Below are 12,310 nucleotides of genomic sequence, written 5' to 3' on the forward strand. Positions count from 1 at the left end.
CTTATAATAAAAGAGGATATAAAGCACCAAAAGAAAAAGAAGTAAAAGAAGAAGCGGTAGAAGCAGTAGTTATTGATGAAAAAGACAGTACCACTGCCGAAGTATTTTCCAAATTAGATGAAACCGCATCAAGAACTGAAGACTTTGTTGCTAAAAATCAAAAAGTTATTATAGGACTAGTTGCTGCGGCTGCTCTTGCAACCCTTAGTTATTTAGCATACCAACGTTTTATTGCTGCTCCTGCGCAAGAAGAAGCTGCCAATGAAATGTTTGTGGCGCAACAAAATTTTCAAAAAGCGACTGATGGAGTTTCAAGTGACTCGTTGTATAAATTGTCTTTAAACGGATCTGAAGGAAAATTTGGTTTCCTAAAAATTGCTGACGAATATTCTGGAACTGACGCTGGAAATCTAGCTAATTACTATGCTGGTATTGCTTATTTAAATACTGGAAAATACACTGAAGCAATTGATTATTTATCAAAATTCAAATCAGATGATATCATGTTAAGCGCTCTTGCAAAAGGTGCTATTGGGGATGCTTATGCTCAAAAAAATCAACCTAAAGAAGCTTTAGAGAATTACATCAACGCTGCTGGAACTAATAAAAATGATTTTACAACACCTCGTTTTTTATTAAAAGCTGGTAAAGTAGCTCTTGCATTAGGTAATAAAGCAGATGCGTTGAAATATTTTACAGATATTAAAGACAATTATGATGCATCTCCAGAGGCTGCATCAGTAGATGTCTTAATAGGATTAGCGCAATAAAAATAAAACGCAAACTCGGAGTGTATGGTTGTTTAAAACCGTACCTTTCGACTGTAATAGAAATTTAAATATAATGGCAACCGAAAATAAAAATTTATCTGAATACGACAAAAGCGCCATTCCAGATGCGAAAAATTTTCGTTTTGGAATTGTTGTCGCAGAATGGAATGAGAACATAACTGAGGGATTATTCAATGGAGCTTATACTGCTTTACTTGAAAATGAGGTACCAGAGGCTAATATCATTAGATGGAATGTTCCAGGAAGTTTTGAGCTGGTTTATGGTTCAAAGAAGATGTTACAAACACAAAATGTTGATGCAGTAATTGCAATTGGATGTGTCATTCAAGGGCAAACCAAGCATTTTGATTTTGTATGTGAAGGGGTTACTCAAGGAATTAAAGACTTAAATATTCAAACGGATATTCCTGTGATATTTTGTGTGCTAACAGATAATACCATGCAACAATCTATAGATAGAAGCGGTGGTATTCACGGAAACAAAGGCACAGAAGCTGCTATTGCTGCTATCAAAATGGCATACATTCGTCAGCAAGCATCATTAAATAGTACTTTTAATCACCAACAATTGTTGTCATCAGGTACTTTACAAATAGAAAATGTACCACTTGGATTAACAGAATAAAGAAGCAATAATGTTTTCAAAAAAAAAGCCTATACTTTAATAATTGTATAGGTTTTTTTAGTTTAATTTATGAGTGTTTTTGCTGTATTACCTTTGTAAAATCACTAAATTTGTACATCTTGGTTTGAACCAAAAACCATTTTTTAAATCTAATTTTTTTTAATGTCGAGTATTATACAATTGCTGCCTGATCATGTTGCAAATCAAATTGCAGCGGGAGAGGTTGTTCAACGTCCTGCATCAGTAGTAAAAGAACTTTTGGAAAATGCAGTTGATGCAAGGGCCACAGATATCAAGTTAATCATTAAAGATGCTGGTAAAGCACTTGTGCAAGTGATTGATAATGGTTTAGGAATGAATGTAACTGATGCGCGTCTGTGTTTTGAGCGTCATGCTACTTCAAAAATACGTCAAGCCGAAGATTTATTTTCCTTATTTACCAAAGGTTTTAGAGGTGAAGCATTAGCATCTATTGCTGCTATTGCTCATGTTGAAATGAAAACACGTCAAGAACAAGATGAGTTAGGACACCACATTATTATTGAAGGAAGTAAATTTGTAGCACAAGAGCTTGCTGTTTTGCCACAAGGAACTTCATTTGCTATCAAAAACTTGTTTTTTAATATTCCGGCTAGGAGAAATTTTTTGAAATCAGATACTGTGGAATACCGCCATATTGTTGATGAGTTTCAACGGGTAGCATTGGCTCACCCTAACATTCAATTTACATTTTACCACAACGGAAGCGAAATGTTTAATTTGCCTCCAGCTACTTTAAGACAACGTATTGTGTCTATATTTTCGGGAAAAACAAATGAAAAATTAGTTCCCGTTCAAGAGGAAACAGATATTGTTACTATTCAAGGATTTGTAAGTAAGCCCGAATTTGCAAAAAAGAGTAGGGTCGAACAGTTTTTCTTTGTTAATGATCGTTTTATAAAAAGCGGATACTTACATCATGCAGTCATGGCTGCTTATGATGGGATTTTAAAAGACGGAGCTCAACCGAGTTATTTTTTATATCTTTCAGTACCGCCAAACACAATTGATATTAACATTCATCCTACTAAAACTGAAATTAAATTTGATGATGAGCATGCTTTATACGCTATCCTTCGGGCTTCTATAAAACACAGTTTAGGACAATTTAATGTAGCTCCAGTTTTGGATTTTGATAGAGACTCGAATCTGGATACGCCTTATCATTACAAAGATTTATCTGGCGAAGTTCCATCAATTCAAGTTGACGGGACTTTTAATCCGTTTTCTAACGAAACTCCTAGCAAACAATTTTCTAGTTATAAAAAACCAGAAAGCTCCTCAAAATGGGACAGCTTGTATGTCGGTTTAAAACAGGATGTTTTTGATGTAGAGCAAGTAACTTTTGAAAATGAGGAAGTCACATCGTCACTTTTTAACGATGAAGAAGTGGAGCATGCGGTCCATAAAACCTATCAAATTCATAAAAAATACATTGTATCGTCTATCAAATCAGGAATGGTAATTGTTGATCAGCAGCGTGCACACCAACGCGTTTTGTATGAGCAGTTTTTGGTAAATATGACGGTACAGCAAGCATCAAGTCAGCAACTATTATTTCCTTTAAATTTGTTTTATTCGTCAAGCGAAATGGAAATCATCACTGAGTTGCAACAAGCGTTAAAAAACACCGGTTTTGTTTTTGAAGATAACAATACAGATCATATTGTAATTTCTGGAATACCCGTAAACATCACCGAGAGTGAAGTTTCTATAGTTTTAGAGCAATTAATAAGTGATCTTCAAGATGGAATTCCTGAGAGCAGTTTTAGTCAAAACGATACTATTGCCAAGTCAATGGCTAAAAGTTTAGCCGTAAAAACAGGAACGCATCTTACAGAGAAAGAGCAGGAAAATTTAGTTAATGGACTTTTTGCGTGTAAGGATCCTAATGTGTCGCCATTTCATAAACCCACTTTCATCACTATGCGTGTGGAAGATTTAGATAAAAAATTTGCAGTATGAGAAACGTAACCGAAGTTGTTAAGCAATTAATTATTGTTAACATTCTATTTTTTATAGGGACATACCTTTTAGGAGATGTAGTTTATAAAGTCTTGGCTTTATTTTTTCCAGAGAATCCTAATTTTCAGTACTGGCAACCGCTATCTCATATGTTTATGCACGGAGGTGTCATGCATATTTTTTTCAATATGTTTGCTTTGTATTCTTTTGGATCAGCTTTAGAGCAAATATGGGGCGGAAAAAAGTTTTTGTTTTTTTATATTTCTTGTGGTTTAGGGGCAGCTTTGTTGCATACTGGTGTAAACTATTATTATTTTAATGATGCTATTACTACCTTGACTGCAAATGGCTTTAATAAGCAAGATATTTTACAGCTTTTAAATGAAGGTAAAATAGATACTCGTTGGCAGCAATTTATAAATGCCTCTGATTTTTCTAATTTCACGAGCGCTTATGCCGGGACCGCTGTGGGAGCATCAGGAGCAATTTACGGAATTATAGTCGCTTTTGCGTTTATGTTTCCTAATGCTGAACTGGCGCTTATGTTTATTCCCGTACCTATTAAAGCTAAATATTTTGTTCCAGGATTAGTTCTTGTTGATTTATACTTGGGAATCTCAGGTAAATCTATTTTTGGCGGCGGCGGAATCGCACATTTTGCGCATGTAGGTGGAGCATTATTTGGTTTTATAATGATGTGGTATTGGAAAAAAAACCAGTTTAATAAAAACCGCTGGAATTAATACAAAACAGATCGAGTATATTTTTAATAGGTATAAAAGAATTGGTATATGAATGTTATTGATGATTTGAAATTGCAATACAAAATGGGAGGAATTGTCATTCGTCTTATTATTTGGAATATCGCTTTATTTGTGATTCCTTTTTTAGTTTTTTCTATTTTATCTTTAATGGGTATTACTATTGACTACCTTCAATATGTAAGCTTATCATCAAACCCTACTGTTTTTATAAGCCAGCCTTGGACTATTTTGAGCTATGCTTTTTTTCATACTGGAATCATGCATATTCTTTTTAATTTATTAGTTCTTAATTTTGCAGGAAGATTATTCATGACTTATTTTACAGGCAAGCAATTGTTTGGCTTGTATGTTTTGGGAGCTATTTTTGCTGGAATAGTGTATGTTTTAGTTTTTTATATTTTGGCAATAGATGCGCCTATTGTTGGGGCCTCTGCGGCTATAATGGCTATTTTGGTTGCAGTTGCAACATACAATCCATTGATGGAGCTCCGAATGTTGATATTTGGAACCGTAAAGCTTTGGCACGTTACAGCTGTTATTGTATTTATTGATTTAATGCAATTGCGTTCCGGTAATATGGGTGGGCATATTTCACATCTTGCAGGAGCTTTATTTGGTTTTTTATTCATTAAACTACTTGAAAATGGGACTGATCTAAGTAAAATAATATCAGGTTTTATAGATTTTTTCCAAAATCGATTCCAAAAAAACAATGCTACACCTTTTAAAAAAGTGTATAAATCGCATCAAAAACCAGCACCAAAAACAGTTTCTAAAATTGTTGTAAAAGATAATAATCAGCAGCAAATAGATCAAATATTGGATAAAATAAGTCAATCTGGTTATGATAGTTTATCTCAAAACGAAAAAGAATTCCTTTTTAAAGTAGGAAAATAATCTGAATTAAATTGTATATTGTAACTAGTATTTAAAAGTGTAAGTATGAGAAATCTTTCTTGGTTTAATAAAGGTATGTTTCTACTCAATATAGTCCTAACAGTGGTGACTTTTATTGCTTATATTTTACCTTTCTTGGCCCCGAAATCTTTCCCGTTATTGTCAGTTCTTACATTATTCATGCCTTTGTTCTTTGTTTTCAACACCTTGTTTTTTTTCTATTGGGCCTTACAATTTAAAAAACAATTGATTGTTTCTGGAATTGTATTGTTAATAGGGATTACATTTATAAATAAGTTTTATAAATTTTCAAGTGTTGAATTGCCTAAAGTAGAACAAGATTTCACCATCATGAGCTACAATGTTAGACTCTTAAACGTTTTTAAATGGATTGAACGTGATGATGTACCTGGTGATATTTTGAATTTTATAAATGAAAAAAACCCTGATATATTGTGTATTCAAGAGTTCTCATCAACTGCTGGAATAGATTTAAAGGTATATCCACACCGCTATATTTTTACCGAAGGAAATCAAATTAAAACGGGTCAAGCTATTTTTTCAAAATTTCCTATAATTGATCACGGTAATATTATCTTTCCTAAATCCAGTAATAATGTCATTTACGCAGATATAAAGAAGGGAAAAGATATTATTAGGGTATATAACATGCACTTACAATCTATCAAAATTTCTCCAGACGTCAATGAAATCGATGAAAATATCGATGCTATTAATCAGAATAAATCTCAAAAACTTTTTATTCGAATCAGTAAGGCATTTAAACAACAACAGCAACAAGCTGAGCAATTTCGAGAGCATAAATTAAAGTGTACCTATCCAGTCATCATTTGTGGTGACATGAATAATAGTGCATTTTCGTATGTTTATAGAAGTATAAAAGGGAAAATGAAAGACAGTTTTGAAGAGGCAGGTCAGGGTTTTGGTGAAACCTATAAGTTTAGATATTATCCAGCAAGGATTGACTATATTTTTGCTGATGAAAGAATGAAGGTAAAAAAATTCGAAAACTTTTCTAATTTTATAAATTCGGATCATTTTCCTATAATGGCACGTTTATCCTATGAATAGTTTTTGTTTGGTAATAAATGAATTATTTTCTTTAGGTGTTTGTTCTAATAAATTATAAGGTCTGATTTCTCAAATAATCCACAGTAAACTTACCTTCATTGAAAAGTAAATCTAGTATGCTTAAATTATTTAGAAATCCATATTTGTCATCAAAAACTTGAGGATAGGTTTCAAATTTTGAGATATCCTTTTTTCCGTTTGCTAATGATCTATAATCTGTAATAATAGCTGGATCTGTCTCTAGGACATACGATTCGGTTTTAGAATAATCCATTTTCATTCGCATACACTTAGATAGCAATTCTAAAACTTCAAAGTTTAGATCCATCAAAAAATCATGTTTCTTTTCGAAAATAGGTTGTAAATCATCTTCAAAAAACTCAAAAAAAGGAGAGCTTCTATATGCTGCCTCTAAGGATTTGAAATGCTGTTTTTGCCAATCAAAATCATTTTCTATTCGGATATCTTTTGTTTTTTGATGGGTTGTTTTACTATGTTTTATAGGGATATTCAAAAGTTGAATTCCGTTTGGACTGTAAATGTAAGTTCTATTTCGGTTAGTTTGCTTTTGAAAATTATCTTCGACCTCATAAAGTACTGAATCAGCTTTTGCAATGGCTACAAAATGACTTATAGAAGGGAAATAGGTGGGGTGTATGATAATATTCATGATGTTGTAATGTACTAGCGTTTAGAGTTTTTAGTGCTGCTAAACGCTAGTTTTTTTATTTAAACTTTGTTTGTTTTTCTTTTTTTCCAAAAATAATCTCCTATGAAAAATACAACTAGTCCAATTAGGAATAATTGAAAATAAGATTGAGGTTGTCCTTCACCACTCACGGTTGTGAAAACTCTATTCCAACGAATTTTGTTGATTCCTTTACCGTTAGGATCTATACTTAACCATATAAATATTGGTTTACCTACAATATGATTTTCTGGAACAAATCCCCAGTATCTACTATCTTCGGAGTTGTTACGGTTATCACCCATCATCCAGTAGTAATTTTGCTTAAAAGTGTATTCTTTAGCAATTTTACCATTGATACGAATTTCTGTGCCGTTTACTTGCAACTGATTGTTCTCGTAATCGTCAATAATCGTTTTGTAGAAAGGTAGGTTTTCAATAGTTAAAGCAACAGTTTTTCCTTGTTCTGGGATGTAAATAGGTCCGTAATTATCGCTATTCCATTTTTTCAGGTGAGGAAAAACGCCTTTGCCAAAATTTGCTTGATCAACGCCTTTGGCAATTTGTTTCACTACTGCTGTTACGCCGGGAGTATTTTTAAAAACCTGAGCACCTTCTTCTGTTAAGGCACTAAGGAAAATAGTGTCTCTTTTGGTGTCATTTGTAAAAAAAGCTCTATCAGTAATATCTAATTCTTTAAAAAGATATTCAAGATCAATAGGTGTTTTTCCATCAAGCGCAATTTTATATGAAAATTGTGGTTTAGCTCTTTCTGGTAATTGAAGGATCTTACCGTCAATATACACATCTCCATTAACAATAGAAAGGTTGTCGCCTGGCACTCCTACGCATCTTTTTACGTAATTTGATTTTTTATCAATTGGTTTGTAAGCTCTTCTTTTTGAGGTGTCAAAAAATTTGTAAACCGTGTCAACAGGCCAGTTAAAGACAACTATATCAGTTCTCTTTATATTTTGAATTCCAGGTAATCTTAAGTAAGGCAATAAAGGCCATGAAGAATATGATTTTCTTTGAGTCAAAGGTATAGAGTCGTGAACCATAGGTAACGCCACAGTTGTCATAGGTACTCTTGCACCATAATTCATTTTACTTACAAACAAAAAGTCTCCTACTAATAATGATTTTTCTAATGATGATGTAGGTATTGTAAAGGGCTGAATAACATAAGTATGAACAAGAGTTGCTACCACCACTGCAAATAATATAGAGCTTATGGTATCGGCTGTTTTGTTTTGAGGAGATACACTTCTGTCAGCTATGTAATTTAATTTTTGAGTATAATTAATATAATAGATGTAAAAACCTAAAGTAACAATTCCCAGAAAAGTATCTAAAGAAGATCTTTTTCCAAAACTTCTCAAGGTTTCAATCCATATTACTGGGAATAAGATTAAGTTAATTATTGGGATAAATAGTAAAACGGTCCACCATGTAGGTCTACCTATTATTTTCATTAATACGATTGCGTTATAAACAGGAATAGCTGCTTCCCATTTTTTTCGTCCCGCACTTTCATATAATTTCCAAGTTCCTAAAAAGTGAATTATTTGTACCAGTAAGAAAAATACAAACCATTGATATACAGTCATAGTCTTTTAATTTTGTTTAATTATTGTGATGCAATTTCACAAAGAGAATAATGTTTGTTTTATTTTAAATCTAATACATCTTTCATAGAGAAAATCCCTTGCTTTCCTAGAATCCATTCTGCTGCAATAACTGCTCCAAGTGCAAATCCATCTCTATTGTGTGCCGTGTGTTTTATTTCGATGCTATCAACAGTCGAATTGTATTCTACGGTGTGCGTTCCAGGAACGGTTCCTATTCTTTTAGCATCAATGTGTATTTCACCTTGATTAGGATTGTCTAAAGTCCATTTTGTGTATGAACTATTCTCCATAATTCCTTTGGCTAAAGAAATAGCAGTACCGCTAGGTGCATCTAGTTTTTGGGTATGGTGAATTTCTTCCATGCTTACTTGGTAACTGTCAAATTTTGACATCATTTTTGCAAGGTATTCGTTTAACTCAAAAAAGATGTTTACTCCTAAACTAAAATTAGAACTGGAAATCAAAGCACCTTTCGTTTCAAGGCAAAGTGCTTCAATAGAACTGTAATGTTCTAGCCATCCTGTGGTTCCCGAAATTACGGGAACATTGGCGTGAAAACAAGTCGAAATATTTTCAACAGCAGCTGACGGTACACTAAAATCAATGGCTACATCAGCCCTAGAAAGTCCTTCAAAAGTACTTTTTTCATCTTTTCTTAATACGATTTCATGACCTCGTTCCAAAGCAATTTTTTCAATCACTTGGCCCATTTTTCCGTATCCTAGTAATGCAATTTTCATTGTAATATTTTATAATTTAAAGCCAAATGAACTTTGACAATTTTATTTTTTGCTTGCTGCAATAACTTCTTATAATTGAATCACTAATTATTTATAATTCAAGCGGACTTATTTTTTTATTGATGAAAAATTAAATCTATTCACTCTTTCAAAAAGTATAATTAATAGTTAGTCCTGCATTTGTCTTGAACGTTACATCATTTTGATAAATAGCGGGGCGTAGTGATAAGTTTTCATCAACGTTAAATTGAAGTAGTGCTGCATCAACATTAGCATCAATGATGTTTAAAGCATAAAAAGCAAGTGTTACAAGTGCAGATAAATCTCTATTACGTTGGTAAAATTTTTGCCCAGCAATCAATCTGTTGTTGTCAAGAAAGGCTAAATCTTCGGTTACAACACCTTCTAGGCGTCTTTTATAAGCCGTTCTGTATTGTCTGTACTTTTTATTATTATCCGCATAAAAGTATATACTTGTACCTATAGCTCCGTAAACTAAGGGAATTTTCCAGTATTTTTTATTGTAAGCTTGACCTAAACCTGGTAATACTGCCGAGAAAAAAGCAGCTTTAGCAGGTGTAAGCGGATCAATGTTAGACACTTTCAAGGTATCCTTAACTATCAAATCTGTAGATTCTTTGGCTTGAGCCAAAACAGAGCTGCAACTCAATAGCAATAAGGAAATTGAAATGAAAAATGATTTAAACACTAGTCGTTTATTAGTTTAATGATTCTTTTAAAATCTTCTTCAGAGTGAAAAGGAATGGTTATTTTACCTTTTCCGCCGCCTGTAACTTTCACGTCTACTTTGGTACCAAAATAATTGGTAAAGGTGTTTTTGTGCGCATCCTCAACCTCAAACGAATTTGCTTTTGGCTTTCCTTCAGGTTTTGGTTTTAGGCTCTCTTGGTAATTTTTTACTAATGCCTCGGTATCGCGCACCGATAAATTTTGGCTAACAATTTTTTGATAAATATCAGCTTGAATATCTTGGTTTTCAATATTGATGATGGCTCTACCATGACCCATACTTATGAATCCATCTCTAATTCCTGTTTGAATAATAGGATCAAGTTTCAATAAGCGTAAATAATTAGCAATAGTAGATCTTTTCTTTCCTACACGATCACTCATTTGTTCTTGTGTAAGTTGGATTTCATCTATCAATCTTTGATAAGACAAGGCAATTTCTATAGGGTCTAAGTCATGACGTTGAATGTTCTCAACCAGTGCCATAACAAGTGATTCATTGTCATTTGCAATACGAATGTAAGCAGGAACGGTAGTAAGTCCTACAAGTGTAGAAGCTCTAAGACGACGCTCTCCAGATATAAGTTGGAACTTATTAAAATCTAGTTTACGTACGGTAATAGGCTGTATAACACCCAGTTCTTTTATAGAAGTAGCTAGTTCTCTTAATGATTCCTCATTAAAATTACTTCGGGGTTGAAACGGATTTATTTCGATTGCAGCAATTTCAAGCTCAATAATATTCCCAACAACCTTATCGGCATTTTTATCATCAACAGATTTGATATCGTTTTCTGGATCTTTCAATAACGCGGATAATCCTCTTCCTAAGGCTTGTTTTTTAATTGCTTGTGCCATAAAATTATTTACTGTTTTTCTTTATGATTTCTTGTGCAAGGTGAAGGTAGTTTACAGCACCTTTACTTGTTGCGTCATAATTAATTATGCTTTCGCCAAAACTAGGCGCTTCACTCAATTTTACATTTCTTTGAATGATGGTTTCAAAAACCATGTCATTAAAATGTTTTTGAACTTCTTCAACAACTTGGTTAGATAAACGCAAACGAGAATCAAACATGGTTAACAAAAGTCCTTCAATATCTAAATCCGGATTGTGTATTTTTTGAATACTTTTTATGGTATTTAGTAATTTACCCAGTCCTTCCAGAGCAAAATATTCGCATTGAATAGGAATAACTACAGAGTCTGATGCCGTTAAAGCATTAAGAGTTAATAATCCTAATGATGGCGCACAGTCAATGATAATGAAATCGTATTCATCTTTTACATTGGCCAATGCTTTTTTAAGCATGTATTCTCTGTTTTCTTTATCAACTAGTTCTATTTCTATAGCAACAAGGTCAATGTGAGATGGAATAACGTCAACATTGGGAGCAGAGCATTTAATAACTGCTTCTTGCGGAGTATGGCTGTGCTCTAATATTTGATACGTCCCTATTTCTACTGATTCAACATCAATTCCAAGTCCTGATGATGCATTAGCTTGAGGATCAGCATCAATAAGTAGAACCTTTTTTTCTAATACACCTAATGCAGCTGCAAGATTAACTGATGTTGTAGTTTTGCCAACTCCTCCTTTTTGATTAGCAATCGCGATGATTTTGCCCATTTGTTTTTCTAAATTTTGAACCGTAAAAATACGATTATTTATGGTTTTTGAAAATCTATTTTGTTAACAATCGTGAAACCACAATTTGAATGATTTTACTTGTGTTTAAAATTTTAGTTTAATTTTTTCATTTAAAAGCTATTCCAGCTGTTCGCTACAAGGTCTTGCTGTTGCCTCTGCTTTTTTACTGTCCTAAAAGGAGCTTCTTTTAGTCGCTCTTTTAGGATAAAAAAAGCAAGATGCACCTAGCGCAACGCTTTTCGCTACCATCTGGGCTTTGGTTTTCCCATCCAGAAAAAGTTTTTCTAGAATTCATCTTCTTTTTTTTAACAGAATAACATTTTTCATATTTTTCAAAAATACTTGTGTAAGATAAAAAGAGTTGTATATTTGCACCCGCTTTCGGGGTGTAGCGTAGCTCGGTTATCGCGCCTGCTTTGGGAGCAGGAGGCCGCAGGTTCGAATCCTGCCACCCCGACAAAAGCCGAACGAGATCGTTCGGCTTTTTTTTATATAAAAAAAATTATGTTTCACGTTTACATTCTTTTTTCTAGATCACAAGACAAGTATTATGTAGGGTATACTTCTATGGTTTTAGAAGAGAGACTGCGACGACATTTAAGTACACACAAAGGATTTACAGCAAGAGCCAAAGATTGGGCAATAGTTTATTCGGAGTTATTTGACCAAAAATCTTT

At 33.3% G+C, this 12,310-nt stretch carries 13 protein-coding genes and 1 tRNA gene; 8 read left to right on the forward strand and 6 right to left on the reverse strand.

All coding sequences use genetic code 11. From position 1 onward, the window contains the following. The 6 genes from FPG59_RS08905 to FPG59_RS08930 form a co-directional block, all read left to right on the forward strand. On the forward strand, positions 1-770 hold a 770-nt coding region (locus FPG59_RS08905; RefSeq protein WP_086454265.1), incomplete at its 5' end, for a tol-pal system YbgF family protein. Positions 771-843: 73 nt separating this feature from the next. Continuing rightward, on the forward strand, positions 844-1,416 hold the full coding sequence (gene ribH / locus FPG59_RS08910) for a 6,7-dimethyl-8-ribityllumazine synthase (protein ID WP_086454266.1): 573 nt from the start codon (positions 844-846) through the stop codon (positions 1,414-1,416). Between the two features lie 162 nt (positions 1,417-1,578). Next, positions 1,579-3,420: a DNA mismatch repair endonuclease MutL gene (gene mutL, locus FPG59_RS08915; RefSeq protein ID WP_086454267.1), complete on the forward strand. Its 1,842-nt coding sequence runs from the start codon at positions 1,579-1,581 to the stop codon at positions 3,418-3,420. Further along, on the forward strand, positions 3,417-4,163 hold the full coding sequence (locus FPG59_RS08920; RefSeq protein ID WP_086454268.1) for a rhomboid family intramembrane serine protease: 747 nt from the start codon (positions 3,417-3,419) through the stop codon (positions 4,161-4,163). The genes mutL and FPG59_RS08920 overlap by 4 nt, the downstream gene beginning before the upstream one ends. A 48-nt stretch (positions 4,164-4,211) precedes the next feature. Next, positions 4,212-5,081 carry a rhomboid family intramembrane serine protease gene (locus tag FPG59_RS08925; protein WP_086454269.1) on the forward strand — a complete coding sequence of 290 codons (870 nt, stop codon included), beginning with the start codon at positions 4,212-4,214 and terminating at the stop codon, positions 5,079-5,081. Positions 5,082-5,126: 45 nt separating this feature from the next. Beyond that, positions 5,127-6,173 carry an endonuclease/exonuclease/phosphatase family protein gene (locus tag FPG59_RS08930; RefSeq protein ID WP_086454270.1) on the forward strand — a complete coding sequence of 349 codons (1,047 nt, stop codon included), beginning with the start codon at positions 5,127-5,129 and terminating at the stop codon, positions 6,171-6,173. A gap of 52 nt (positions 6,174-6,225) precedes the next feature. On the opposite strand, the gene FPG59_RS08935 is transcribed toward FPG59_RS08930, so the two are convergent. From FPG59_RS08935 to FPG59_RS08960, 6 genes are all read right to left on the reverse strand, one after another. After that, positions 6,226-6,843 (reverse strand): WbqC family protein, encoded by a 618-nt coding sequence (locus tag FPG59_RS08935; protein ID WP_086454271.1) that lies wholly within the window; start codon positions 6,841-6,843, stop codon positions 6,226-6,228. A gap of 59 nt (positions 6,844-6,902) precedes the next feature. Then, on the reverse strand, positions 6,903-8,471 hold the full coding sequence (gene lepB / locus FPG59_RS08940) for a signal peptidase I (protein WP_086454272.1): 1,569 nt from the start codon (positions 8,469-8,471) through the stop codon (positions 6,903-6,905). Positions 8,472-8,530: 59 nt separating this feature from the next. Beyond that, entirely contained in the window at positions 8,531-9,232 is a 702-nt protein-coding gene (gene dapB, locus FPG59_RS08945; protein ID WP_086454273.1) for a 4-hydroxy-tetrahydrodipicolinate reductase, read from the reverse strand. A 148-nt stretch (positions 9,233-9,380) separates the two neighbouring features. Continuing rightward, positions 9,381-9,941 (reverse strand): DUF5683 domain-containing protein, encoded by a 561-nt coding sequence (locus tag FPG59_RS08950; RefSeq protein ID WP_230154254.1) that lies wholly within the window; start codon positions 9,939-9,941, stop codon positions 9,381-9,383. Next, positions 9,941-10,840 carry a ParB/RepB/Spo0J family partition protein gene (locus FPG59_RS08955; RefSeq protein ID WP_086454274.1) on the reverse strand — a complete coding sequence of 300 codons (900 nt, stop codon included), beginning with the start codon at positions 10,838-10,840 and terminating at the stop codon, positions 9,941-9,943. Before FPG59_RS08955 ends, FPG59_RS08950 begins: the two co-directional genes overlap by 1 nt. A gap of 4 nt (positions 10,841-10,844) precedes the next feature. Then, positions 10,845-11,612, reverse strand: coding sequence for a ParA family protein (locus FPG59_RS08960; RefSeq protein WP_086454275.1), 768 nt, complete (start codon positions 11,610-11,612; stop codon positions 10,845-10,847). Positions 11,613-12,015: 403 nt separating this feature from the next. On the opposite strand from FPG59_RS08960, the gene FPG59_RS08965 reads away from it, so the two are divergent. Together FPG59_RS08965 and FPG59_RS08970 are read left to right on the forward strand one after the other, a co-directional pair. After that, positions 12,016-12,090 (forward strand) — tRNA-Pro (locus FPG59_RS08965). Positions 12,091-12,137: 47 nt separating this feature from the next. Beyond that, positions 12,138-12,310 (forward strand): GIY-YIG nuclease family protein (locus FPG59_RS08970; RefSeq protein WP_086454277.1); only part of this gene is annotated, 173 nt, incomplete at its 3' end.

Origin of the sequence: Flavobacterium sp. FPG59 (genome assembly GCF_002150205.1) — a bacterium.
Taxonomy (GTDB): Bacteria; Bacteroidota; Bacteroidia; order Flavobacteriales; family Flavobacteriaceae; genus Flavobacterium.

Bases quoted from the DNA above. Each gene is read 5' to 3' on its own strand.
- FPG59_RS08925 (WP_086454269.1), top strand. From the start codon at position 4,212: ATGAATGTTATTGATGATTTGAAATTGCAATACAAAATGGGAGGAATT.
- dapB (WP_086454273.1), bottom strand. From the start codon at position 9,232: ATGAAAATTGCATTACTAGGATACGGAAAAATGGGCCAAGTGATTGAA.
- FPG59_RS08935 (WP_086454271.1), bottom strand. From the start codon at position 6,843: ATGAATATTATCATACACCCCACCTATTTCCCTTCTATAAGTCATTTT.
- ribH (WP_086454266.1), top strand. From the start codon at position 844: ATGGCAACCGAAAATAAAAATTTATCTGAATACGACAAAAGCGCCATT.
- mutL (WP_086454267.1), top strand. From the start codon at position 1,579: ATGTCGAGTATTATACAATTGCTGCCTGATCATGTTGCAAATCAAATT.
- FPG59_RS08930 (WP_086454270.1), top strand. From the start codon at position 5,127: ATGAGAAATCTTTCTTGGTTTAATAAAGGTATGTTTCTACTCAATATA.
- FPG59_RS08955 (WP_086454274.1), bottom strand. From the start codon at position 10,840: ATGGCACAAGCAATTAAAAAACAAGCCTTAGGAAGAGGATTATCCGCG.
- lepB (WP_086454272.1), bottom strand. From the start codon at position 8,471: ATGACTGTATATCAATGGTTTGTATTTTTCTTACTGGTACAAATAATT.
- FPG59_RS08960 (WP_086454275.1), bottom strand. From the start codon at position 11,612: ATGGGCAAAATCATCGCGATTGCTAATCAAAAAGGAGGAGTTGGCAAA.
- FPG59_RS08920 (WP_086454268.1), top strand. From the start codon at position 3,417: ATGAGAAACGTAACCGAAGTTGTTAAGCAATTAATTATTGTTAACATT.